This is a genomic window from Aureispira sp. CCB-E, from assembly GCF_031326345.1.
Classification (GTDB): Bacteria; Bacteroidota; Bacteroidia; order Chitinophagales; family Saprospiraceae; genus Aureispira.
On the sequence record NZ_CP133671.1, the window covers coordinates 1,408,064 to 1,431,420 of the forward strand.

Sequence of the window (23,357 nt, forward strand, 5' to 3'; positions counted from 1 at the left end):
TTTATTTATTTTGTTTTAGTTGTTCTTGTAGGCTGTGGTATTGAGCTTCTATTTTAGTGCACTTTTCTTCCAAGTGTTGAATGGTAGCTTGTTGCTCTTGAATGGCTTTGGTTAAGACAGGAACTAAGCGTGTATAATCAACAGCCCAAAGGTCTTTTGATTCGTCGCTGGGAGCGTAAACGACCTCAGGAACTAATGAAGCTACTTCTTGAGCTATGAATCCGATGTCGACACTACTGTTATTATCAATTTGTAAAAGCCCATTAGCATCTGTACTAGAGTGATGGTGTTGATATTGTAAGGGGCGTAGTTTTAAAATAGTAGAAAGACCGTATGGAATTGTTTTTCGTTGGTCTTTTAAACGACCATCAGAATAGGTCACCCATGCATTGGCTCTAGCTCTACCGATTGTCACAGCAGTATTGTTAGGTAGTTCAAAAGCGTAGGCTGGATCAGTAATGGTTTGTAATCCTACACGAGCATTTCCTCGAATGGTCATTGCAGGCGTGCGAATATCGTCAACGCCTTTCATGGTAAAAACAATCCCACCGTCAGGATCAGCATCATTGCCATCCGTTTTTTCAAATACTAAGAAATCGTTATACGTGCCAATAAAATCACCATCATAGTAAATTTTGGCTCGGTCACCAGAAACGATTCCATCGTTAGGAATTTCACCCAAAAAACCGATTCCAAACTCTCCATTTAGTTGGATGCCTCCACCCAATAATTCTAAGCGTTGGTCAGGCGTTTCTGTACCAATACCTATATTTTGAGTCATGGCATCGATCGTAAAGGTCGTCCAGTTGTTGGTATTCGTATAACGAGTTCCTATTCTAAAGGTATTTCCAGAATTTAGTGTACCATCATAAAACCCAATCATAGCACCAACAGAACCTGCATCTTGATAGAGTTCTAGCCTTGGATTATCATCTTCGTTGTTGTTATCTGTATCCGTATCAATGCGTAAAACAGCATCGTTTGTTGTACCGCTTGAAATATGGGCAATAGTAGTAGGGGCATCTGTACCAATACCAACTCGCCCAGCAAAATAAGCTCCTCTAGCACTAATTGAGGCAGAGGGCAACTGCCATGTGCCTGTTCTTGCCTGATCAGCGTGAAGATGAAAAATTCCAGTACCTCCTAAAGTAGAAGGAACGGCATCGTCATAACTCAAATAATCATTGTTGGCATTTGTCGTATTGTCATGAGAGACATAAATGTCTTGTCCTCGAACAATTAAATCACCATTTACATCTAATTTTTCAAGAGGATTGTTGGTGCCAATACCAACATTTTGAGCCGATAGCATATTGCTTAATAATACAAAGGAGCTAAATAAGGTAATTTTTATTTTCATAACTTTAGATTTTTCATTCTTTGACAACAACTTTAATACCTATGAATATCAAGTATTGCTAAGCAGCAACGGAACGTAAATAATCAACTGTTGGCTGCTGCAATCAACTAATTGTACAAGCTCATAGTGCATTGATAAACTAATTGATGTGTTATCTAAGAATTATTTTTAATAAACTACTAAACGATTTTAGTATTAGGGGATAATGATCTATTCGTATAGATTAAATTTGTAAATTTAAAGTTCAACAATACATCACAAAACGGATGTAAGATAGGAAATTAGCATTAATAAAAAAACAAATATTCTGATAATCAAGAGGAATAAACCTGTTGTAATTCAACCCCTATGTAGGATTTTAAATTTAGATTAGATTTTATGGGGCATTGGTTTTGTCTTGTTGATTATTAGCCTTATTTATCTTTTTATAGGTTGTTAAAAAATTCAATTATGCAGAAAATTATAACAGGATTAGAGGAATACGCTCCCATATCTGAAGAGGCATACGAAGCCATTGCCCAAATATCAATATGCCAGATTTATAAAAAAGGAGACTTGGTATTAAAAGAAGGTCGTATTTGTCAACGTGTAGGTTTTATAGAGCAAGGATTGACTAGAAGTTTTTATTATCAAGATGGAAAAGATATTACGACCTATTTTGCGTCAGAGAACAATCCATGTTTATCCGTTTATTCCTTTATTAGCCAACAACCGAGTCAAGAATCAATAGAAGTATTGGAAGATAGTCGGATTTGGTCTATCACCTACAACGAACTGCAAGAATTGTATAAAACGTACCCTAGTTTGAATTTATTGGGGCGTTTACTGACGGAAGATTATTACATGAAGTTAGAGGAACATACTCGTGCTTTGAAGCACAAAAATTCAAAAGATCGTTATTGGGAATATGCTGAACAGCATCCAGATATAATACAACGTGCCCCATTGACGCATATCGCCTCGTTTTTAGGTATGTCCAAAGAAAATTTAAGCCGAATTCGCCGTATTTGACATTTGTCAACAGAGGTTTGATTAAAAAAGCAGAAATTTGTCTTATTCTACTTATGAATCATGAAAATCACTAGATAATGTTGACCTTAGAGAACTTACTAACAACAGCTATTGCTGACATTACTTTTAATAGTTTTATTTATATTGTTTTTGCTTTGCCTGCCTTTTTTGTCTTTTGGATAGTAGGGAAAAATGTGTTTAAAGCTAGAAGAATTCAACCCCAACAACGAGCAACAAGCAAACATATCCGTCGAGAACTATTTTTTTCTGGAACAACATTGTTGATATTTTGTGCTATTGATGTTGGTATATATATCGCAGCTAAGAATGGTTGGACAAAAATTTATACAGATTCAACAGGCTATGCTTGGTGGTACTGGGGAGTTAGCGTGGGCGTAATGTTATTGTTGCACGATGCTTATTTTTACTGGGCACATCGGTTGATGCACCATCCTTTATTGTACAAACATGTCCACAAAGTTCATCATGAAAGTATTGATCCAAGTCCATTTGCTGCTTTTTCATTTCATCCATTAGAGGCGCTGGTAGAAGCAGGATTTTATGTTATTTTTGTTTTTATTGTTCCAATACATTTGGGGGCAATTATTCTGTGGCAAATTATTCAACAAGGATTCAATGTTATTGGGCATATGGGCTATGAAATCTATCCAAGAGGTTTTACAAAACATTGGCTTTTTAAATGGAAAACAGCTTCCACACACCACAATATGCATCATGCGAAATTTGAGGGAAATTATGGACTCTATTTTACGTGGTGGGATCGTTGGTTCGGCACCGAGTTTGAGGATTATAATACAACTTATGATGCTGTTCATGAACGCATTCTAAACGAAAAAAAAGAACAGAAAAGGACAAAAAATACTATAAAGTCTTAAAAAAAATAAACATGAGTCATCCCGAATTTTTCGGCGATGACTTTTTTTTTGGAAAAAAGATAGGAATCTACTAGATTTAATTACCACAAAAAATTAGAGATTCCTATGTATTATAATAAACTACAAGATACAGAAAATATCAATAAAGAGAATGGAGCAGGATGGACAATTTTACATCGCTCACATCAATACTTGTCTAAATTACTCTTAAAACTAGATGAAGATTTAGATAAACGTTTGGTGCGTACATTTTATAATGTATTTATAGCAGTTTTAATGTCAAGAAATCGTTCAGATGCCTTGCTATTGACCGAGTTAGGCGCCTTAGTTCTTGGTCCTAAAAAAGCTAAAGCAGGAGTAAAACGTGTGAGTAATTTATTTCGCAGTAAGAAATGGGATTACCAAATAATAGATCAACATTTAGAAGAAGAGTTTGTTGCTAGATTGGAAGATAAGCAAGAATTAGGAAAAAGTTGGTTGATGCTCTGGGATGATAGTGTACTAGAAAAGCCCGAAAGTTGGTTTAGTGAAGGGCTAAGCCCAGTACACAGTAAGAAGAGTCAACGGTTAACACGAATAAAACCAGGTTATTATGATAAGCATAAACGTATTTGTGTTCCTGGATTTGAGTGGTCGGGTGCAGTTTTAACCTCCTTGCATGCGAAGGAAGTTCCTCAAATATCTAAAATGCGTTGGTTTGCCACAAGAGGTAAACATAAAGAGGAAAGTTCGGAGATATTTTATCGGATGTTTAATGCTCTAAATAAACGTGTAGCATCTACACAAGCGGATGTGCTTCATGTCTTTGATAGAGGTTATGCCAATGGTGTTTTTGTAGAACGTATGCTCAACTTTAAAGCAAAGTTTCTAGTTCGTTGGAAAAAGCTTAATAATTTGATTGATGAAAATGGAGTGAAGAAAAATACCTATCGTCTTTCTCTGGGACAAAAAGCTAAGGATCATCGCCTAATATGGGATAATATTCGGAAAGAAACGAGAAGCGTCAAAATACTCTACCGAAAAGTAGCTCATCCATGGTTTCCCCAAACAGATTTATACCTCGTTATTGTTCGTGATAAACGCAAAGGCACTTCTCCTATGTACTTGCTAACCAATGAAGTAATTGACACTTGTGGCAAAGCATGGGAAATGTTCTATTCTTATATGAAACGATGGGATATTGAACAGGTTTTTAGATATGGAAAATCAGAGTTGGGTATGGAGTCTCCTAGGCTTTGGTTCTTTGAAAATCGTCTTAAAATGTTGATGTTAGTTACTTTGGTAATGGATTTTTTGTTTCGGATGTTGAGGAACTTTAGAGCAACTATGACTACTATCATTAATATTTGGTGTCCTAGAACAGGAAATCGGCACCGAAAGACTTCGATGCCGATTTACAGACTTAGAAAAGCCATCCATTTTATCTTAACATTTTTATTTTGTCAATGTGCTTTAGAAAATTCGGGATGACTCATGTTTTTAAATAATTTAATTGACTGCTAACCTTCTGTCTCTTCTATATTACTGACCAGATCATAAACCGCCATCATTTGAACCGTATTCTTTTCCAGAGGACTAAGATCTATTTTGGTAACATCAATGGCTTTAGCAGCAATTGAATCAGGAAGTGCAATTTTGGCTACTTCTTCTTCTCCTATATAAATCTTATTAATACCACTAGCGCCATGGCGTTTTAGCTGAGCTACTTCATCATTTTTCAAATCATAGAATATACCATTTTCACGAATTAGACCCTTTCTTTCGTTGTCCATAAACACTTCTGTTCCTTTATTCGTGATTCTAAAGACATATTCATGTTCTTGTGTTAAGATATACATCACGGCATTTTGCCCTAGACCGATGTAATTTTTATAGGCATAGGCAAAAATAGGATCCCCAAGGCTAGACAAAAAGACTCCATTTCCAGAACGAGCATTATCTTTGGTCAAGATTTGATCAATTTGATTGGAAGATATTTCATCTGTCCAAGGCATAAAACCTCCTTTAAACGCCTTGACTTTTTCTTTTAATTCTTTTAAATCTTGGTCAACTTCAGCTTCAGAGGGCTGTACATTGCGTAAGAACTTTAATAAAAAATAAACCCCGAAACTGAGTACAAGAAGTATTATAAGTATATAAAAAAGCATAAAAGGGTGTTTTGGAAAATAAGGATATCTAGATGGTGTTCGTTAACGATGATCTAGTTTTGAATTCTATAAACTTTCGTACACGTTTTGCAATAATACTTAAATAAGTATTGTTTAGCATGCGGCATATCCTCAGAAGGATTTTTTTCGTAATCTACTTTGTCTTGATCAGGATTTCCTTTTAGCGGACTATTGTGCACAGGGCAACGCTCAAAGGTTTGAAGCCCTTCGTTGACAGCCTTGTCCTCAGCTTCAAAGTTCTTAGCTTCTTTATCCATTACTTTGGTACAGACAGGACAGTAGCGACGGTAGTTGAGCTGATAAGCAAATGGATAGTCATCTCCAGGAGTATAGTCCGACGCATCTGCTCGATAATTGTCACTAAGACTCATGTGTTTGTTGTGCAAAGGACAGCGAGACATGGTATTTTTCTCTTCTCTAGTCATACCGCTTAGTTGCACTGTAATAGCAGCAGCAGAATTACCATTTTTAGCTACCTTCACTTTTTGGGGTTTTCCTTCCTTTTTGCCATTACCTTGTGCTACCAATGTCGTAGAGCTGGCTGCAAAAAATAGAAATAAAAATAAGCATACTTGGTATAGACGCCCCAATCTATCTGATGGTATAAAGTTCATTATGTTCATTTTATTTGAATAAGGTAAAATGTTATTTAAATTTAAAATATTTTGCACCAATTATATTAGGTGCTTGAAACGATTTCCTATTTACTTTTGTCAGAATTGCAATATGTTGATTTTCAGTTTTATTTGAAACTAAAACTGCACTAACAAAAAAGTATACATAGACAATTGGTTTCTAGAAACAAAAATAAAAAAAGCTGTGAACAATCCCTTAAGATATTACAAGGCTTTTTGGATCAAGTGTATTTTGGGAATTCATACTCGGCTAATTTGGGGGAAGTAAAAAGTCTATTTGGTTTCAGATTTCAGAATTTTAGTACAAGTCTTGCAGTAATACTTAAACGAATATTGCTTAGCGTGTGGTGTATTGACGTCTGGATTTCTTTCATATATAATATTGTCGTAATCAGGATTCCCCTTTAAAGGAGTATTGTGTGCTGGACAACGCTGAAAGGTTCCTTTAGGAATAACGGGCATTTTTTGCCCTGAGTCTTTAGACATAATTTTAGTACAAACACGGCAGTAGCGGCGATAGTTGAGCTGATAAGCAAAAGGATATTCATAACAAGTAGTATAGTCCGATGCGTTAGCTCTATAATTATCACTCAAGGGCATTTCCTTATTTTCATTGTGCAAAGGGCATTCTGTAACCGTGTTCTTTTCCTCTCTTGACATCTTGCTTACTCGCTTTACGGTAGCGTAATATTCTTGAGCAGCTAGATATTCTCGTTCTTGTTTGGTTAATTTTTCTGGGGGAGTATCTTCTTTGGCTTCTTGAGCTAAAAGTATGTTAGAGTTGATCAAACAACTACTCAAGAGAAAGAAACATAGTAAATAAAATTTCATAACAATGCATTTAGATTTTATGGTATAGGACGTTTACAAAAAGGTTCGTGAAATAGATACTACGCAGTAGCACCATATATTTCTTAAATTTAACAGCAACAAAAGTTGTATAGTTGTGTACAGGCTCATTTTACCTTTTGTAATTTTTACCCATACTTTCTATGACTAGCTATTCACTTGGTCAAAAAATTTTATCTAAAATAGTAAATTCAATCCTTGTGTTTAGCCTAAATGCAAAAAAGATTCCTAAAAAGTGTCTTTAGAAATCTTTAACAAATCAGTTGCAATCCCATTGCATATCAGATAGTTTGAACCAAGCACGGCGATAAGAGAAGTGCCACCACTCGGTGGTTACAGTTTTAAAGCCATGTTTTTCTAAGGTAGAACGTAGTAACTGTCGATTGTCCAGAACCTCTTCAGGAAGATCTTTGTTGACCCAATAAGCAGCTCGACCAAAATAATCATATTCGGTTCCCATTTCCAATTCTTTCTTGTTGTCGAGTTGAATGATGGTTAAATCAAGTGCCCCTCCTCGACTGTGCATTGATCCTTTGCTAGGTGGGGCGACATAACGACGGTCAGGAACTTTCTTCCAAAGTTTGTATTGAGCACTTTTAGGACGATAACAGTCAAACATTTTGAAACCTAAATTTTGACTTTCTAACTCTTTTTGAGCATTTAAGAGCGCTTTAGCTGTTGCTAAACGAAGATAGCATTGAGCGCAATCATAAATTTGCAACTCCATAAAATTATTTGTCGTTGCGTATCTTAAATCCAACTCAATGGATGGATGCAACTCTTTTAAATTGACCCATGTTGTATCATGCAATTGAAAAATTGAATCTAATTGCGTTGGAGAAAAACCAAGAGAAACTTTTTTTTGGCGTGTTGGGGCATGAATAGTATCAATCGTGATACTATCTATGCCTAGGTCAAGACTAGTGGCAACAGTGGCTTGGGTCGAAGAAGGAGCATCTGACTGACAAGCACAGCAAAATAAGCTAGAAGCAATAAGAAGCAAGTAGAAAGAAAAAGTGGGAGCGTTGTTCATAGAATCTATTGGTATTTTTTGCGTAGGCGATCCAAGGTGCGTTTTGAATCACGTTCTTTAAGGGCATCCCGTTTGTCGTAGCTTTTTTTACCTTTTGCTAAAGCAATCTCTAGTTTTGCCAAGCCTCGTTCGGAGATAAATAAACGATAAGGCACAATAGAATAGCCTTGTTCTTTTACCTTGTTGTGCAATTTTTTTAGTTCGATTTTAGTAACTAGCAATTTTCGAGGTCGCTTGGGGATGTGATTGTTGTAGGTACCATATTTGTATTCCGAAATATGCATGCTATAAACATACAATTCTCCTGATTTAATGATGCAGTAAGCATCACTCATATTTACTTTTCCTGCTCGAATAGATTTTATTTCAGTGCCTTGTAGCATAATGCCAGCCTCTATGGTAAACAAAAACGTATACTCATGCTTGGCTTTTTTATTGATAATTTCTATATTTTTTTTTAGATCCATTGTGTTTTTTCTTGATGCCTATTGTTGAAAGATAGGTCGATTGAAATCTATAATTATAGGAAGTTAAACATAGTTTTTAGTCATCGTAGTTTCTGCATCGTACCCATATGTTTTTATACAAAATTGGGAGATAAATAAGAAACGAAAAATTTATATATTGACTATGAATCTAACTTATAGCTTCGGTCTATATTGTTGAATAGATAGACTTCTGTATAATTATGAGATTGAGTTGTTAAAAAAATTAATTATTTAAAATACTTAAGCAGCTTTGAGCCAAGCATTAAATATTAGAGAAACATTCAAAAAAACATTCAAAAACTAGGAATTCTCAATATATACTTCTTATTTTTGACAATGTTTTGATTTTAACAGCGCCTAAATTACTACATTAAGCACTCTTATCAAAGCAATTTTTAGGTAAAAAAGTTCTTTCAATATGGTTTAAATTGTATGAAAAGAGCAAAATAATATTAAAAAACAAAATGAAAACATTAAGAAGCATTTTACTGTTAGTTTTTGTAACTACTTTTTTTATCAGTTGTGGAGGTGCATCTGATGCTAATAACGAAGCAACCGAAACGACAGAACCTACAACTGAAGCAACAACAGGTGAAAATCCAACCACCACCAATACTACTTCAACAACATCATCAACTAGTGTATCTAGTGGTGCTAGCAAAATTACAGATGCTGTTGTTCAGCAAGCTTGTGATTGCCAAGAAAATGCTAGAAGAGAAGATAGAACAATTGATTTTGCCAAAGTAGGTGAATGTATGGGAGGGAAAAATAAAATCCAATTTGTTGCCGATTTGTTGGGACCTGATGCAACTGAAAAAGAACGTGCTGATGCAGAAAGTGCTTTGGCGGAAAAAATGGAGGCAAAATGCCCCAAATAATTTAAATACAATACTTGTATATTTTTTATAAGAGCCAATAAATACTATGGCTCATATCTTTTTAACTCTTTTAATCATACATAATTATGAAAACGCTAAAAATCTTATCTTTTATGTTTATGTTCTCTGCTTTGGTAATCAGCTGTGGAGATGCTAACGACGGAACTATGGAAAAAGCAGGTGAGAAAATGGATCAAGCTGCTGAGGATGTAAAAGAAGCTGGTGAAAAAGCAGTAGAAGACACTAAAAGTGCTGCTGAAGAAGCTAAAGAAGCAGTTGATGCTACTATCGACGAGGCTGCTGACAAAGTAAAAGATGCTGTTGATGAGGCTCACGATGAGGCTCATGATGGACACGAGCACTAGAATCTAACGACTCTACGTATATAAAAACACTTGGCTGATCTTTCAGTCAAGTGTTTTTCTTTTTACCATCGGAGTTATTGTCCAACCACTTGATCAACCAAGCCATAAGCTTTGGCTTCTTCTGAACGCATCCAATTGTCTCTATCACAATCTATTTTGATTTGCTCAAGACTTTGCCCTGTTGTATTGCTCAAAATGGTATATAGTTCTTTCTGTAATGTCTTGAATAAATCGTAGGTGATTTCCATATCTGACACTTGCCCTTGCATGCCACCAGAAGGTTGGTGAATCATAATGCGACTATGCGGCAAGCAGACACGTTTGCCTTTGCTCCCAGCGGCGAGTAAAACAGCACTCATAGACGCTGCCATGCTCGTACAAATTGTGCCCACATCAGGCGTAACATATTGCATCGTGTCAAAAATCCCCAAGCCATCAATGACAGACCCACCTGGACTATTGATATACATTTGAATATCTTTTTTGGAATCTAAGGAATCCAAAAACAGTAGTTGTGCTTGGATGACGTTCGCTACATAAGCATCAATACCAACACCTAAAAAAATAATGCGATCCATCATCAACCTAGAAAAAACATCCATTTGAATGACATTCATCTGGCGTTCTTCCATTACAGAAGGGGTAAATCCCTTTAATTGAGGAGGAAAATGAGGTTGTTTTTGAAGATGGGTTTCTAAATGAAACTTACTCATCCCTAGATGCCCTGAGGCATATTTGATAAATTCATTTTTAGAATACATAAGCATAAGTTTATTGTCAAAGCTCAGAATAGGACATAAGCTGCCCGTACTTGTTTTGACAAGTAGTTTGAGAATGTTATATTATTGATGGAAAGTGTGGGCAAGCAATGCTTAGAATGGTCATTGCTTTGGTATGCCCGTTATAGATTATTAATTAAATGGTCGCCAAGAGGCTAATTGAACGAGCCAATATGGAAGCCAGCGATTGACAGTAGTGGAATGCTTAGGAGCATCTTTTACCCATTGTTCTACTTGCTCAAAACTAATTTCTATGGGCAGTTTTTGGAGTTTGGAGAAGGTTTCTGGGACATTAATAGGTCTTTTCATAATAAAAAAACATAGGCTATTATTAGATAGTAGTAGCGCAGCTAACTATTGATTAGAATAAAATACTAGCATAAACAGCCAATCGTTCCGATAAACTACGAGGGCTTTTATCTTTGGCTACGAGCTCTTTTAAAGTTTTTCGGGCACGATGCAGCCGAGTTTTGACAGCAGCAGAAGAAGACCGTTGAATGACACTAATTTCTTTGATACTAAAACCACTAATTTCAAATAATAAGATGGCTTCTTTTTCTTTATCCTTTAGCTTATGAATACATTGATAAAGGTACTGGATGTCCAAAGCTATTTCAGGGTCGTTGACTTTAGCAGCAATAGTTGCCATTGTTTGCTCGTTCCAAGTTGCTCTAAATTTTTTCTGCCGCAAATGATTTTTGATAATGTTGTTAACAATACCTATCATATAACTCAGAAGCTTGTTTTTGTCTCTGATTCTATCAAAGGCGGATAATGTAACCAAGATAGCTTCTTGTGCCAAGTCTTCGGTTGGCATTAAATCGAGGGATTTGCTGCTACAATAACGAATAAAAGAAGCATGAATGGGGTCGTACCATTCTAAAAATGCTTGAGAAGAAGGCGTTGTTTTTATTTCTTGCATACGCTTTTCATTGTTTAGTCAAAGTGTTCTATTAGTAAGTAACACCAAAGGCGAAAAGGTTACAAAATACCTCCAAAAAAATTACCAAAATAAACAGCTAGAAATGTATTGAACAATGGGATGTTGCTATATGCCTAAAGTTTGTAGGAGGTTTATATTTGTTTAATATACAAATTTTGAGCGACTTTGTGGGTGACTGTAATTTGAGTTTCTGCTCCAATTTTGACCAACAAGGATTGGTCATACTCAAAGAAAGATAAAACCTCTACAGTTGTTCCTAAGACTAAATTGCATTGTTCCAAGTATTGCAAGAAAGGGCTAGAGTGCTCTTTTACGCCTACTATAATCGCACGTTCGTGAACCTTTAATTCAGATAAAAATACAGATAAATGATGCTCAAAATTGCCATGCTTGTCTGGAATAGGATCGCCGTGTGGGTCAAATTTGGGAAATCCTAAAAAAGCATCTAAATGATCAATTAGTTTTTGGGATTGGATGTGTTCCAGTTGTTCGGCAACAACATGAACCTCATCCCATGAAAAATTTAATTTATCAACCATAAAGGTCTCCCAAAGGCGGTGTTTACGCAACAATTGAATGGCTGCATCTTTGCCTTTTTGACTCAAACAAGCCCCTTTGTATTTCTCATACAAAACATAACCTTTTTCCGTCAAGCGTTTGAGCATATCCGTTACAGAAGCTGCTGCCGTATTCATAGACGTTGCAATAGCATTGGTGGCTACAGTTTCATTATCTTTTCCTGATAATTTGAAAATAGCTTTTAGATAATTTTCTTCTGTAGGAGAGATTGGCATTGTTGTTTGAATTTTCTAGTGGATATGTTTGGGATTAATGATGTGGGTTAATCGTTTAACTCAGCAGCTCGTTTTTTGGTTTGTCTAGCAGCAATTTGGATACTCAATTCATAAAGAATATAGATAGGAATACCAATGATAATTTGAGTCATAACATCTGGAGGAGTCACGAAAGCAGCAATAACCAAAATTAACACAATAGCATGACGACGATATTCTCGCATGAAGCTATCGGTGACCAAGCCCATTTTTGCCAAATAAAAAACAATAATTGGCAATTCAAAAATAATTCCTACAGGCACCGTGAACATAATCATATAGTTGATTAATGAGGTCGCTTTGATCAAATTACTATTGCTAGCAGCATTAATCATCGGCAATTCATATCCAACTAAAAAATTAATGGCAAAAGGAGCCAAAACAAAATACCCAAAAGAAATTCCAGCAAGAAATAAGAAACTACTTACTACCACAACCCCATTGGCAGCTTTGCGTTCTTTGGGGTATAGACCTGGTTTTATGAATTTCCACAATTCCCATAATACAAATGGAAAAGAGATGATTAAGCCACCAAAAATACAAACTTTGATGTGCAACAAGAAAGCTTCTCCCATTTCTAAGGTTACCAAATTAATAGCGGCTGGGCTGTAGCACATTTTGTCCCCCAAGTCTAACTTATGAGATAACTTGCACATGATTTGGTAGGTCAAGAAATCTTGATTGAGTGGTCCAAAAATGACTTTGGTGAAAATGGATTTGGTTGCAAAAAAAATAAAAACAGCCGATGCACACACACTTATTGCAATGCGAATTAAGTGAATGCGCAATTCTTCAAGATGTTCTACAAATGACATCTCTTTCTCTTCGGAGTCCGTCACAACGGGCTTATTAGCTATATCAGGCATATTTTGTACTCGTACTAATAGAGAACATTGGTTTGTTCTCAAACTATTTATTGAAAATGGCGGTGATATCCATTGATTCTACAAAAGTACAAAAGTCTTATGAATAGCTACTTATTTATGCTTTATTCTTAGTGTAATATTTTCTAATTTAGAAATAAATGAATACAGATTGCATCCCTAAAATAGGAGTTATTGAATTCTGCTTCGAGTGTGTAACTATAAATTTGAATGTTACAATCGATTCATAATGATTTGAATCAAGTCTTCGTCTTCGTATGCTTTTTTGTCCTCTTTGATTTCGTCAATTATGTCCTCCTCTAAGTATAATTCTCTAAAAATTTGAAGGGTATTACTTTTCTCCTTATTATCTTTTGAATGGTAATTATGAAGAAGTTGGATGGCTGCTACTTCCTTGCGCAAGAATTTATTATTGAGAATAGCGAAGCTAGAGTCAATCTTAGGAGATTCATCGGTGCTAGGACCACGGCTAAAAATGCTAATGAAATCGCGAGGTCTGCGAATATTTGATCCTAACAATCCCTCCTCATTAACCTCATTATGAGCTTCTAAATCTTCTTTTCGTACTTTTCGAGCCAACAAAAAATCGTCTTCGTCAATTCCTAAGTCTTCGCCTTCTAGAGGATCTTTGTTTTTGCGAGGATCTCGGACAGCGATAGCTTTAGGAATAGCAATTCCTTTGCTAGCTGCTTTTTTTTCAGCATCCTCTTGTTGTTCTTTTAGCAGCTGTTCTTGTTGCAGTTGTAAGAGTTGTTCTTCATCAGTGGTATTTTCTTGCTGCTCCTTTTCTTGCTCCAAAGCAGTATTAATCCCCATCAATTCATCCTCTTTTTTGTCTTTGAAAAGACCATTGATAGAGCGTTTTTTCAAGGTTTCTTCCTCTTCCTCATAAATTTTTTTTGCTCTTTTTTTTGCCATTATGCTATCTAGTATGTGAATCAAAGAGTTGAAAGACCGTTAATTCATATTATAAAAATATCCACTGTGGACTACTAATAAACATAACTAAAATACTATTTTTTTTATAAAAATCCTAATGACTATTGTTCTAATAATTCATAGACCAAGCCCTCTCGCATGGCATGATCCGAAACTACTAAATTGGGAGTGTTGATTTTTTGATGGATAAATCGAATCAATAAAACAGACATAACAATTAATTTAGCTCTAGTTGAACTAAGGTTTTTGGTAACCAAGCGTTGTTCATAGCTAGATTCTACAAGTTGCTGATAAATTGCCTCAAATGCATCGGGTTGGATGTATCCAAATGAAGCAGTCGCATCTTTAGCACCATTCAAACTATCCAATACATCAAAGGATCCAGAGGCACCAATTAAATGCTCTATAGCATGGGCTTCTAGTTGCTCCAGTAAATCAGAGAGTTCTTTTTCTAGGTGTTTGTTTAATTGTTGAACGTGAGTAATATGGATGGGGTCAGAGTGCTGAAAATTTTTGAATAAAACGGCTACGCCAATAGGGTAGCTTTTAGCCCAATAAACCCGCTCTTGATCAGCAATAATGAATTCTACACTTCCTCCTCCAATGTCCATAATTAGCGATGGGGTTGCACTAAGCGGTGCTGCTGTTCGAACCCCTCTATAAATTAATTCAGCTTCTTTGGAGCCATCTATAATTTGTATACGAATGCCAGAAACAGCTTCTACTGCGTCTAAAAAATCATTGCGATTAGCAGCTCTACGCAAGGCAGCTGTTCCTATGGCGAGAGCCTTAGCTTTAGGGTATTGTTGTAGGAAGTCGTGGAATGCTTGAAATGCAGCAACTCCTCTTTGAAATGCCTTGGGACCTATTTGATGTATGCCTTCTTCTGCCAATTCTACATAATGGCGATCTTTTAGGCTTCGTCGAAATTGATTAGAGTTATCTACTTCAAATAAACTTAAGGTAAACGTATTGGTGCCGCAGTCAATAATGGCTATTTGCATAGGTTTAAGCACTAGTTATGGTATATGTGTCGATTGATTTCTTTGTGTCAATTACTTAGAACAACAAGTATATAGAATTGTTGAGCACGAAAGGGAAAGTCTACTGTTAAAAAAAGAGAAGAACATGGATTATTTAAAAATTCCCTTACTCTTCATTAGAAAATAGTTGTCAAAGGCTTCTTTTACAGAGATGTTATGTTCTTGTAAAAACTTAGGATTGGAAACGGCTTGGATAAACATCTTATCTGTTAAAGCAAGAATTTTGGGATCAATATCGTTGAGTACACCTGCTTCTATACCTTGTTGGTAAAATTTTTCGGCAGCATAGAGCGCTCGATCGCTAAAGGTATCCATCTTGACAAACAACTCTGGGTGTTTTACTTTGGTGTCGTGTAGGAATTGACCTGAGATTTCTGCTAACATAATAGAGGCTGTTTTGATAATCTCAAAAAAACGTTCAGAAAAATCAATATTATCATCTACAAGTAAGTCTTCAAACGTGATGATTTCTTGAATTTTATATTGGACAACGGCATCAATAATCTCATCTTTAGAGGAAAAATACTTATACAAAGTAGCTTTACTAATATTGAGCTTTTTAGCAATTTTGTCCATTGTAAATTTGCCTAAACCATGCTGCAAATATAGGGTAGCCAGTTCCTTTACCCAAGTTTCTTTGATGTAAGGATCATCTACGCGCTCTTTATCTAATGGTTTTCTACCCATGGTTGGATTGCTTGATTTCTTCTTATTTAATACTCTATATGATGTTTTTTTAACACCAAAATTTAATGTTTTAGATTGTTTGAATACAATATCTAAAAGACGAATGTCTATATTATCTGCTATCGTTTCCTAAGAGAGTACTCCTTTTTAGCCACGCTACTACTGTGTGAATGTTGTGGAGTTGATGATTTGTAGAAAATCAAAAATCCATGTTTACAAAATAAATAGTGTCGCTAAGTATGATTATAAATAGCATCATAAAGCTCATTTGATGGAAGCTTCTAATAAACTGTCGTGTAGAGTAGGTATAAAGTAAATGTACAAAAAAACAGCGAATCCTCCAATCTTATCAGAAAGGTCTATGGAGGTGCTTCAAAATTTATTCTTTACACCAATCGTAAAAATACGATTCGTATTTGACACAAAGTGTATCTGGAAAACGAATCATATCTCCTACATCTATCCTTGCTTGATAAGCAGAACTAATTTTCATACTAATATTATAAACTTCGATACTTTTTTGATCTATCGCATAGAGACTATCCATTTGATAGATTAAACTATCAATATTCATATGATAATCTCGATGATGTGAGGGAGGGATAACCTTCTCTTTCTCGTGTGGTGCCATGAGCAGAAAACCTAACAATCCAATTAAGGTAACAAGAAGCCCAATAACTCTATATTCTAAGTACAAACCAACCACAAATCCAATAATAATAACGAGTGCTAAAGCTCCAGCAATGATTTTTCGTTTAGAAGCATCCAAAAACTGTTTTTCTGCATTGGCAGCACTGTTACCATTCGCTTGATCTGTAAACCAATTTAATCCTGGTATTTTATTGACAAGTTCTCGGTCTTCTGTAATAAATGTTGGAGGAGCTGTTTTGTATCGGGTAATCACAAAAACACCAATAATTAACGGAATAAGAAATAATTTACCAATCCTTGAACTGGATACTCTGAACCATATAATAGAAAAGGGTAGAAGCACCCAAAAAATTCTAATAATGGCATCTAAACTATAGATTTCTGTGGCACCAGATAAACTTTCGCTGCCAAAAAAACATTTCAAAAGCCACCAATAGGAAGTTAAGGTCAATCCAATCCATTTGGCCAAAAAACTAATGTCAATCGTATTGACGCCGTGTACAATAGCTACAAGATTGAGAATAATAAAAAAGACAACAGGGGTGACAATAAATGCAATAAATGTTCCTACAAATCCACGTGAGATATAGATGGCTCTATTTACACCACGTTCTTCCATGATATTTCTCAATCTAGAAAGAAGGAAGAGAACAATTAGAAAGACGATAAGCCAGAAAACATATTTCTGAGGATGCTGAACTACGTCAATTAAAAATTCTCCCCAAGACATTGAAAGGAGGAGTGCATTCATAATAGTAGATTGTGTTTTAATACCATCGTTTGTTGCTACCAATAAAGAACTTCTACCACTGAAGTTATAATTTTATTCGTAGTGTGAAGCCATTTAACAAGTAGATAGGCTATACTCTTAACATTCTAAGCGATATAAATAGTTCTGTGGACGTTATTTTAGTAGCATCGCAACTAACTATTGTTTTATTTCTAAGGCGTATTTTTTTTCTGTTGCTGTTCCCAGTCTGCCCGCATTTCATCAGCTGTCATGGTACTTCCATCGTGACTCCAACCTGGAGGTAAAAAGATGTATTTTAACTTATCTACAAAGGTTGGAGCTTTGTAAATGTCTTTGCCAAGATTGATGAATTCATGGCTAGCAATTTTTAGTGGGTTGTATGTGTTGATATTGGTGGTAATGCCATAAATCACAGGCTCATTGGGATCTTCCTCCATAAAAGTGCCAAACATTCTGTCCCAAATAATTAAAATACCCGCATGGTTTCTATCCAAGTAAATGATGTTCTTTGCATGATGGACACGATGGTGAGAAGGAGTGTTAAAAATAAATTCAAACCAAGTAGGAAAACGATTGATGTGTTTGGTGTGTATCCAAAATTGATAAATTAGACTAATTGAAATCTGCGTTAGAATCATCAATGGTGGAAAACCCAAAAATGGTAGCCAAAGGAACCAAAGGTATTTATAAAATAGCTCAGACCAACTTTGACGCAAAGCAGTACTTAAATTGTAATGTTGCGACGAATGATGGTTGACATGCGCTGCCCACAACAGGCGCACTTGATGAGAAAAACGATGATGCCAGTAAAAGGTAAAGTCATCTAAAAAGAATAACAAGACCCAACCTAAAAGGGTATAACTTAGTGCTTCATTGAATAAGCCATAATTGACATAAATAAAATTAAAGAGAAAAAATGCGGCTGACTTAGTTAAAATATCAATAACAACAGAGCCAACCCCCATCGAAATACTAGCTGCCGAATCTTTTAGTTGATAATTGTCAGAACGTTCTCGGTAATTCAAATAAACTTCTGCTCCTATGAATAGAGCAAAAAATGGAATGGCATAGGCAACGGGGTTTTTGAAATTTAAGATGGTTTGAATGGACTCCCACATGATTTTTGGTAAATGTATTTGTAAGTAGACTATTTTTATATAAATCGAGATGGTATGCAAGATAAGGCTAAAATGTCGTTTAATAGATACACTTTTGCTTAAAAATGCAATAGAACTAGTATATTAGACATTATTATGAAATAGAGCATAATCCTTTTTTGGATAAAAGTATATGTTTTTTGAATATTTATATAGAAAAACTCCCCAAATTACAAACATCGTATTTTAGTGTAAAAAAAATTATCATGTTGTTATCCTTGAGTTTGTTATGTGCCTGTGTGGCACTTCCTTTTTGTTTGCGTGGGCAAGAGGGGAATATTAGTGACTTGTCTTGGGAGGAGTTGACAGAAGCAGTAGATAATTACCATACAAAGCGTATGTATGCAGCATCTTTGCCCTATGCTTTGGAAATGATGAACTTGGCAAAAGAGCGTTATCATAGAAAGGAATCGGTGTATGGGTTGGTGTTGACCAAAACCGCAAGAGCAAGCGCAGCAGCAGGAGATTGGAGTTTGACTCAGAAAATTAGACAAGAACTAGTTGATGTAGCAGCGACAATTTATGGCAAACAATCGTTGACTTATGCTTCCACTTTGTCGCATTTGGCAGATGCCGAGATGCAACTTGGAAACTATGAGCAAACTGAAAAGTTATGTTGGGAAGTTAAAAACATTAAAATAAAGAATCCACTTAATCAGCGTTATTATTCTATTCAAGATTTTAATCGATCGATTGATGCGATCAAAGATAGAGATCGACAAAGAAATGCGTATCGTATTTATTTGGATGTGAAAATTATTTTAGTACGTAGCTTAATCACGCTAGCTTCTACATATAAAGCCATTGGAGCTCAACAAGCTTATGATTTGACAAACGAGGTTGCTTTAAGAGAAACGTCTAAAACGGTGCAATATGTTTTGAATAGTTCTGGTGGTGTTATCTCTGATAAAATTGTTACGGATATGTATAGTTTGTTTAGTGTTTTTGAAGATTTTGAAAACTATAAAAAAGGTGAACAGCTGTACTTGGCAACAATGGATTTGACTAGAGGAACCGATTTGTATCTTCCTCTAGCTTATAATTTGGCTTCTATCTATGTTCGAATAGGAGAATACACAGGTGCTAAATTAATTTATACCAAACTCTTACAAAATGCAGAACAAATACACGGTACAGAGAGTCTCGCATTTTCGGACGCATTGGCTGATCTAGCTGCTTTTTATATGTTGATAGAGGATAGTTCAGAAGCTGCCAAGTTATATTTGAAAGCAAAAGGTATTGTTCAACGATTGGAAGGAAGAGACAGCGACCGTTACCAAAAACTGAATAAGGAACTCAAAAACGTTTATAAAGTGACACAACAACGAGATGAGTAAGTGCTTTGTCATAGGATTAATTCTTTGCCCTATGTTGTTGCTAGGACAAATACCAGCAACTGAGGAAGCTTTTGGTAAAGCTTGCGCCTGTTTTGATGCGATTGACTTTTTACAAATAGACAAAGAATACCTTTCTACCAAAGCAGATAGCTGTATAGAAGAAGCCTTATATACCAACTTGACAGGTGTTTTAAAGGAGAATAATACGAGTTTGGAGGATAGTGGAGGAATGTTAAAGGTGGCGCAAAAAATGCATCAATACCTACTCAAAAACTGTACAGGCTTTCGAAAATTTGCCAAGCAAATGGGAAAAGAGCAAATCAAGGAAATAAAACAAGAACAGCATTCTAATATTGGACTTCTCTATGATTTTAATACCAATCAACAGTTTCCTATCATTACTATTTTGACAGAAGATAACGAAACTTTAGAATTTATCTGGTTTCGAGAATTTGATGGCTCTACTCGTTTTATGAATGGTATCAAACCTTATAAAAACACAGTGGTAGAGATCGTTTGGAAAGATATAGAATTGTACGATGTGGTGACTCAAAAATATCCTTTTTATAAAGAAATTGTTTTGATTGAAGAATTAAATGCAATTAGCAACAAAGAAAGAAAAGCGTGGGTGAAGGCTTATGAAAAAAGAGAGAAAGAAAAGAGAAAAAAGCGGTAGGTGCTTTAGAAAAAAATTGTGCTGTGATAAATTTAGAATCGAACTGCAATAAAGAATAAAGAAGGGTTCAAGAGTACAAAATCGAGAAATTTAGTCTGCTTTATGTTTTCTACATAAGCCAAAAAAGCATAACTTCACGCCAAAGCCAATAAAATGAGGGTTTTGACCTCTTTTGCAGGCTAATAACCTGCTAAATATTACTTCATAAGTTTACATGGGCAGGGTTTCTTGTAGCAACAAGCAATATAGTTAAACTGCCATTCACTGAAATTGGTGTGCGTACTAAAAAAGTAAGCAGTCAACGTAGTTTTTAGCAGGTAGGAAATTAGTACAAAACTATTTTTAATATAAGACTAAATGTCAACGTTTTAGGGGCGCAACCCCAACTGCAATCCTTTTAATTGTTGGCTGGTTTAAAAAAGTTTAATAATGAAGTTACAATTTAATGTATTGTTGGTAGTCCTATTTTTGCTGCTAAGTCAATTGGCAACAGCGCAAAAAGGTGGTATCCGTGGAACCGTATTGGATAAAGGAACAGGAGAACCTCTAATTGGAGCTGTAATCTACTTAGATGGTACTACTTACGCTTCATCGACTACCATTGATGGGGATTATAATATTACCGGAGTTCCTGTTGGGGATTACATTTTGAAAGGAACATTTTTAGGCTATGATTCTATAGCCATAGAAGTATCTATTGGTTCTAAAATGGTGAACCAAAACCTTTTGATGGAAGAGGTGAGTACCGATGTAATTGATATAGTACAAGTAGATGCCGACAAAACAGCACGACAAAATGATGTGGCTGTTTCTTTGGTTCGAATCACTCCTAAAGAAATTAACCGTATTCCAGCTGCTGGGGGAGAAGCCGATTTTGCTCAATATTTACAAGTTTTGCCTGGTATTGTTTCGACAGGAGATCAAGGAGGGCAGTTGTATATACGTGGTGGTGCTCCTGTGCAAAATAGAATTTTGCTAGATGGAATGACATTGTTTAATGCGTTTCACTCTATCGGGTTTTTCTCTGTTTTTGAAACAGATATTATTCGTAGTGCAGATGTTTATACGGGAGGTTTTAGTGCCAAATATGGAGGTCGTTCGTCTGCAGTAGTTGATATTAAAACACGAGAAGGGAATAAAACTCGCTTTGCAGGGATGTTGAATGTCAATCCATTTGTTGCCAAGGGGATTTTTGAAGGACCTATTGTCAAGTTGAGCGAAGAGACAGGTTCTAGTATTTCGTTTCTAATGACGGTAAAACATTCTTACTTAAGAGAAACATCGCCTTTCTTATATAGTTATGCGAACGAAGGAGGTGTACTGCCGTACAATTTTACGGATGGACATGCCAAGATTTCTTTTAATACCAACAATGGTAGCCGAGTCAATGTTTTTGGTTTTTATCATTCTGATAATGTGCGTTTTGATGGTTTGGCAGCTTATGACTGGGATGCAGCAGGTGGAGGTGTCGATTTTAGAATTGTGCCAGGTGGAGCTCAATTGGCTTTGAATGGAACTATTGCATATTCTATTTATGGATCGGAGTTTAATGAATTGGGAGCAACTAGTAAAGTACGTCGAAGTGATGTTGGTAGCTTTAACGCAAACTTAAATGTAAGTTATTACTTGCCTAAATCAAGAGTGTTTAACTTTGGAGTAGAAATTAATAGTTTGTCGACTTCTTTTGAGTATTCATTGGGAAATAATACTGCTATAACACAAGGCGACAAAAATGCTCCTCAAACAAATATCGAAGCGGCTGTCTATGGTCATTTTCAAGGACGATTTGGTCCTGTGGTCATCGAACCAAGTGTGCGTATGCAGGCTTATGCTTCGCTAGGAGAAGTTAAAATTGAGCCTAGACTTGGTCTAAAATGGAATATTACCGACTATCTGCGTTTCAAAGCGGCAGGAGGATTTTATACTCAAAACTTAATTTCTTCTGTAGATGAGCGCGATGTAGTCAATCTTTTTGTAGGTTTCTTGGGAGCACCAGATGATAACGTATACCGCTTGAGTGTGACCGAAAATGGTGACAGGGTATATGAAAAAATGAAAAGTCGTTTGCAGACCTCTATTCATGCTATAGCTGGTTTTGAATTGGATTTAGGTAAGTACTTGACTTTGAATTTAGAACCTTATTATAAATACTTTCCTCAAATTGTTTCTTTGAATAGAAATAGAGCTGCTGGAGATATTGGCAAGAACTTTTTGGCTGAAACAGGAGATGCTTACGGAATTGACTTTTCTGGAACTTACGACAAGGATCAACTGTACTTGTACGCTTCTTACTCACTGGGTTATGTGACTAGAAATGACGGGGTACAATCTTTCTTTGCCCATTTTGATCGCCGTCACAATGTGAACTTTGTTGGAGCATATCAGTTTAGAATTGGCAAGAAAAAACCTGCATCAGATGATGATAAAATTCAAAAACGCACGGAGTATCCTTTTGAAATAGGCATTCGTTGGAATTTAGGATCAGGATTTCCTTTTACTAGAACACAGGGTTTTTATGCTAATCAGTCTTTTATAGATGGGATAGGTACCAATTATTTGACAGATAATACTAACCCTAACACCACTTTAGGAGTTGTTTATGAAGAAGAAATCAATCAAGGTAGATTACCATTTTACCACCGATTGGATATTTCTATCAAATATACTTTGGATTTAATCAAGCATATGAAATTGACATTGGGAGTAAGTGTTACCAATGTTTACAATAGAGAAAATATATTCTACTTTGATCGCATTGAGTACAAGAGAATCAACCAACTTCCTATTATGCCAGCCTTAAATATTAACTTGAAATTTTAAAATTAAGTTGATTTGAAAAGCTAAAAAATATGAAAAAAAAGCTAGTGATTTGGGTCGCTAGCTTTTTTTTTGAACAACTTTTTTAACAAAAACAAGAATAAGTACCGATTTATAAAGAAAATCTTAGTTTTTACTTAGATTAATCGTAAGTTTTATGGATATTTCAATTTCAAC

24 protein-coding genes are annotated in these 23,357 nt (G+C 35.6%); 8 read left to right on the forward strand and 16 right to left on the reverse strand.

The features are described from left to right. Window position 1: 1 nt before the first annotated feature. Window positions 2-1,360 carry a tail fiber domain-containing protein gene (locus QP953_RS05290; protein WP_309554202.1) on the reverse strand — a complete coding sequence of 453 codons (1,359 nt, stop codon included), beginning with the start codon at window positions 1,358-1,360 and terminating at the stop codon, window positions 2-4. A 450-nt stretch (window positions 1,361-1,810) separates the two neighbouring features. Here QP953_RS05290 and QP953_RS05295 point away from each other — a divergent pair, with 450 nt between their 5' ends. The 3 genes from QP953_RS05295 to QP953_RS05305 all read left to right on the forward strand — a co-directional run bounded on the left by QP953_RS05295 (window position 1,811) and on the right by QP953_RS05305 (window position 4,737). Beyond that, window positions 1,811-2,371: a Crp/Fnr family transcriptional regulator gene (locus QP953_RS05295; protein WP_052594464.1), complete on the forward strand. Its 561-nt coding sequence runs from the start codon at window positions 1,811-1,813 to the stop codon at window positions 2,369-2,371. A 77-nt stretch (window positions 2,372-2,448) separates the two neighbouring features. Continuing rightward, a complete protein-coding gene (locus tag QP953_RS05300) occupies window positions 2,449-3,267 on the forward strand; it encodes a sterol desaturase family protein (protein ID WP_052594461.1) in 819 nt (272 codons plus the stop codon). A 105-nt stretch (window positions 3,268-3,372) separates the two neighbouring features. Beyond that, window positions 3,373-4,737: a hypothetical protein gene (locus tag QP953_RS05305; RefSeq protein ID WP_052600389.1), complete on the forward strand. Its 1,365-nt coding sequence runs from the start codon at window positions 3,373-3,375 to the stop codon at window positions 4,735-4,737. A gap of 29 nt (window positions 4,738-4,766) precedes the next feature. Here QP953_RS05305 and QP953_RS05310 read toward each other — a convergent pair whose 3' ends face one another. The 5 genes from QP953_RS05310 to smpB all read right to left on the reverse strand — a co-directional run bounded on the left by QP953_RS05310 (window position 4,767) and on the right by smpB (window position 8,419). After that, window positions 4,767-5,414 (reverse strand): hypothetical protein, encoded by a 648-nt coding sequence (locus tag QP953_RS05310; RefSeq protein ID WP_309554203.1) that lies wholly within the window; start codon window positions 5,412-5,414, stop codon window positions 4,767-4,769. Between the two features lie 53 nt (window positions 5,415-5,467). Next, window positions 5,468-6,049, reverse strand: a complete 582-nt coding sequence (locus QP953_RS05315) for a hypothetical protein (protein WP_052594457.1) — start codon at window positions 6,047-6,049, stop codon at window positions 5,468-5,470. A 294-nt stretch (window positions 6,050-6,343) separates the two neighbouring features. Beyond that, the gene (locus tag QP953_RS05320; RefSeq protein ID WP_052594455.1) at window positions 6,344-6,901 is read right to left on the reverse strand and encodes a hypothetical protein; all 558 of its coding nucleotides are present in this window, start codon (window positions 6,899-6,901) and stop codon (window positions 6,344-6,346) included. Window positions 6,902-7,178: 277 nt separating this feature from the next. Continuing rightward, the gene (locus QP953_RS05325; protein ID WP_309554204.1) at window positions 7,179-7,952 is read right to left on the reverse strand and encodes a M15 family metallopeptidase; all 774 of its coding nucleotides are present in this window, start codon (window positions 7,950-7,952) and stop codon (window positions 7,179-7,181) included. 5 nt (window positions 7,953-7,957) lie between these two features. Beyond that, on the reverse strand, window positions 7,958-8,419 hold the full coding sequence (gene smpB / locus QP953_RS05330) for an SsrA-binding protein SmpB (RefSeq protein WP_052594453.1): 462 nt from the start codon (window positions 8,417-8,419) through the stop codon (window positions 7,958-7,960). Between the two features lie 485 nt (window positions 8,420-8,904). Here smpB and QP953_RS05335 point away from each other — a divergent pair, with 485 nt between their 5' ends. Next, window positions 8,905-9,318, forward strand: a complete 414-nt coding sequence (locus tag QP953_RS05335) for a hypothetical protein (RefSeq protein WP_309554205.1) — start codon at window positions 8,905-8,907, stop codon at window positions 9,316-9,318. An 86-nt stretch (window positions 9,319-9,404) separates the two neighbouring features. Further along, entirely contained in the window at window positions 9,405-9,683 is a 279-nt protein-coding gene (locus QP953_RS05340) for a hypothetical protein (protein WP_156039687.1), read from the forward strand. A 74-nt stretch (window positions 9,684-9,757) separates the two neighbouring features. Here the strand turns inward: QP953_RS05340 and QP953_RS05345 are convergent, their stop codons facing one another. The 10 genes from QP953_RS05345 to QP953_RS05390 form a co-directional block, all read right to left on the reverse strand. Next, entirely contained in the window at window positions 9,758-10,444 is a 687-nt protein-coding gene (locus tag QP953_RS05345) for an ATP-dependent Clp protease proteolytic subunit (RefSeq protein ID WP_309554206.1), read from the reverse strand. Window positions 10,445-10,594: 150 nt separating this feature from the next. Next, entirely contained in the window at window positions 10,595-10,771 is a 177-nt protein-coding gene (locus tag QP953_RS05350) for a hypothetical protein (RefSeq protein ID WP_156039686.1), read from the reverse strand. A gap of 52 nt (window positions 10,772-10,823) precedes the next feature. Then, on the reverse strand, window positions 10,824-11,384 hold the full coding sequence (locus QP953_RS05355) for an RNA polymerase sigma factor (protein WP_309554207.1): 561 nt from the start codon (window positions 11,382-11,384) through the stop codon (window positions 10,824-10,826). Window positions 11,385-11,536: 152 nt separating this feature from the next. Beyond that, entirely contained in the window at window positions 11,537-12,199 is a 663-nt protein-coding gene (locus QP953_RS05360; RefSeq protein WP_052594443.1) for a metal-dependent transcriptional regulator, read from the reverse strand. A gap of 47 nt (window positions 12,200-12,246) precedes the next feature. Next, window positions 12,247-13,104, reverse strand: a complete 858-nt coding sequence (tatC, locus tag QP953_RS05365) for a twin-arginine translocase subunit TatC (protein ID WP_309554208.1) — start codon at window positions 13,102-13,104, stop codon at window positions 12,247-12,249. Window positions 13,105-13,335: 231 nt separating this feature from the next. Next, the gene (locus tag QP953_RS05370; protein WP_052594439.1) at window positions 13,336-14,040 is read right to left on the reverse strand and encodes a hypothetical protein; all 705 of its coding nucleotides are present in this window, start codon (window positions 14,038-14,040) and stop codon (window positions 13,336-13,338) included. Window positions 14,041-14,162: 122 nt separating this feature from the next. After that, on the reverse strand, window positions 14,163-15,065 hold the full coding sequence (locus QP953_RS05375; protein ID WP_309554209.1) for a hypothetical protein: 903 nt from the start codon (window positions 15,063-15,065) through the stop codon (window positions 14,163-14,165). A 129-nt stretch (window positions 15,066-15,194) separates the two neighbouring features. Continuing rightward, window positions 15,195-15,791, reverse strand: a complete 597-nt coding sequence (locus QP953_RS05380; RefSeq protein ID WP_309554210.1) for a TetR/AcrR family transcriptional regulator — start codon at window positions 15,789-15,791, stop codon at window positions 15,195-15,197. A gap of 379 nt (window positions 15,792-16,170) precedes the next feature. Continuing rightward, a complete protein-coding gene (locus QP953_RS05385) occupies window positions 16,171-17,193 on the reverse strand; it encodes a hypothetical protein (RefSeq protein WP_063833051.1) in 1,023 nt (340 codons plus the stop codon). Window positions 17,194-17,384: 191 nt separating this feature from the next. Then, window positions 17,385-18,311, reverse strand: coding sequence for a sterol desaturase family protein (locus QP953_RS05390; protein ID WP_309554212.1), 927 nt, complete (start codon window positions 18,309-18,311; stop codon window positions 17,385-17,387). Window positions 18,312-18,556: 245 nt separating this feature from the next. Between QP953_RS05390 and QP953_RS05395 the strand changes: the two genes are divergently transcribed. The 3 genes from QP953_RS05395 (at window position 18,557) to QP953_RS05405 (ending at window position 23,183) form a co-directional block, all read left to right on the forward strand. Then, entirely contained in the window at window positions 18,557-19,687 is a 1,131-nt protein-coding gene (locus tag QP953_RS05395; RefSeq protein ID WP_309554214.1) for a tetratricopeptide repeat protein, read from the forward strand. Beyond that, window positions 19,680-20,363, forward strand: coding sequence for a hypothetical protein (locus QP953_RS05400; RefSeq protein ID WP_309554216.1), 684 nt, complete (start codon window positions 19,680-19,682; stop codon window positions 20,361-20,363). The genes QP953_RS05395 and QP953_RS05400 overlap by 8 nt, the downstream gene beginning before the upstream one ends. A 429-nt stretch (window positions 20,364-20,792) precedes the next feature. Continuing rightward, window positions 20,793-23,183 (forward strand): carboxypeptidase-like regulatory domain-containing protein, encoded by a 2,391-nt coding sequence (locus QP953_RS05405; RefSeq protein ID WP_052594421.1) that lies wholly within the window; start codon window positions 20,793-20,795, stop codon window positions 23,181-23,183. The last annotated feature ends 174 nt before the right edge of the window (window positions 23,184-23,357 follow it).

What these genes read in the sequence shown, in the direction of transcription:
- QP953_RS05290 (WP_309554202.1), bottom strand. Translation starts at nt 1,360, where the DNA reads ATGAAAATAAAAATTACCTTATTTAGCTCCTTTGTATTATTAAGCAAT.
- QP953_RS05295 (WP_052594464.1), top strand. Translation starts at nt 1,811, where the DNA reads ATGCAGAAAATTATAACAGGATTAGAGGAATACGCTCCCATATCTGAA.
- QP953_RS05300 (WP_052594461.1), top strand. Translation starts at nt 2,449, where the DNA reads ATGTTGACCTTAGAGAACTTACTAACAACAGCTATTGCTGACATTACT.
- QP953_RS05305 (WP_052600389.1), top strand. Translation starts at nt 3,373, where the DNA reads ATGTATTATAATAAACTACAAGATACAGAAAATATCAATAAAGAGAAT.
- QP953_RS05310 (WP_309554203.1), bottom strand. Translation starts at nt 5,414, where the DNA reads ATGCTTTTTTATATACTTATAATACTTCTTGTACTCAGTTTCGGGGTT.
- QP953_RS05315 (WP_052594457.1), bottom strand. Translation starts at nt 6,049, where the DNA reads ATGAACTTTATACCATCAGATAGATTGGGGCGTCTATACCAAGTATGC.
- QP953_RS05320 (WP_052594455.1), bottom strand. Translation starts at nt 6,901, where the DNA reads ATGAAATTTTATTTACTATGTTTCTTTCTCTTGAGTAGTTGTTTGATC.
- QP953_RS05325 (WP_309554204.1), bottom strand. Translation starts at nt 7,952, where the DNA reads ATGAACAACGCTCCCACTTTTTCTTTCTACTTGCTTCTTATTGCTTCT.
- smpB (WP_052594453.1), bottom strand. Translation starts at nt 8,419, where the DNA reads ATGGATCTAAAAAAAAATATAGAAATTATCAATAAAAAAGCCAAGCAT.
- QP953_RS05335 (WP_309554205.1), top strand. Translation starts at nt 8,905, where the DNA reads ATGAAAACATTAAGAAGCATTTTACTGTTAGTTTTTGTAACTACTTTT.
- QP953_RS05340 (WP_156039687.1), top strand. Translation starts at nt 9,405, where the DNA reads ATGAAAACGCTAAAAATCTTATCTTTTATGTTTATGTTCTCTGCTTTG.
- QP953_RS05345 (WP_309554206.1), bottom strand. Translation starts at nt 10,444, where the DNA reads ATGTATTCTAAAAATGAATTTATCAAATATGCCTCAGGGCATCTAGGG.
- QP953_RS05350 (WP_156039686.1), bottom strand. Translation starts at nt 10,771, where the DNA reads ATGAAAAGACCTATTAATGTCCCAGAAACCTTCTCCAAACTCCAAAAA.
- QP953_RS05355 (WP_309554207.1), bottom strand. Translation starts at nt 11,384, where the DNA reads ATGCAAGAAATAAAAACAACGCCTTCTTCTCAAGCATTTTTAGAATGG.
- QP953_RS05360 (WP_052594443.1), bottom strand. Translation starts at nt 12,199, where the DNA reads ATGCCAATCTCTCCTACAGAAGAAAATTATCTAAAAGCTATTTTCAAA.
- tatC (WP_309554208.1), bottom strand. Translation starts at nt 13,104, where the DNA reads ATGCCTGATATAGCTAATAAGCCCGTTGTGACGGACTCCGAAGAGAAA.
- QP953_RS05370 (WP_052594439.1), bottom strand. Translation starts at nt 14,040, where the DNA reads ATGGCAAAAAAAAGAGCAAAAAAAATTTATGAGGAAGAGGAAGAAACC.
- QP953_RS05375 (WP_309554209.1), bottom strand. Translation starts at nt 15,065, where the DNA reads ATGCAAATAGCCATTATTGACTGCGGCACCAATACGTTTACCTTAAGT.
- QP953_RS05380 (WP_309554210.1), bottom strand. Translation starts at nt 15,791, where the DNA reads ATGGGTAGAAAACCATTAGATAAAGAGCGCGTAGATGATCCTTACATC.
- QP953_RS05385 (WP_063833051.1), bottom strand. Translation starts at nt 17,193, where the DNA reads ATGAATGCACTCCTCCTTTCAATGTCTTGGGGAGAATTTTTAATTGAC.
- QP953_RS05390 (WP_309554212.1), bottom strand. Translation starts at nt 18,311, where the DNA reads ATGTGGGAGTCCATTCAAACCATCTTAAATTTCAAAAACCCCGTTGCC.
- QP953_RS05395 (WP_309554214.1), top strand. Translation starts at nt 18,557, where the DNA reads ATGTTGTTATCCTTGAGTTTGTTATGTGCCTGTGTGGCACTTCCTTTT.
- QP953_RS05400 (WP_309554216.1), top strand. Translation starts at nt 19,680, where the DNA reads ATGAGTAAGTGCTTTGTCATAGGATTAATTCTTTGCCCTATGTTGTTG.
- QP953_RS05405 (WP_052594421.1), top strand. Translation starts at nt 20,793, where the DNA reads ATGAAGTTACAATTTAATGTATTGTTGGTAGTCCTATTTTTGCTGCTA.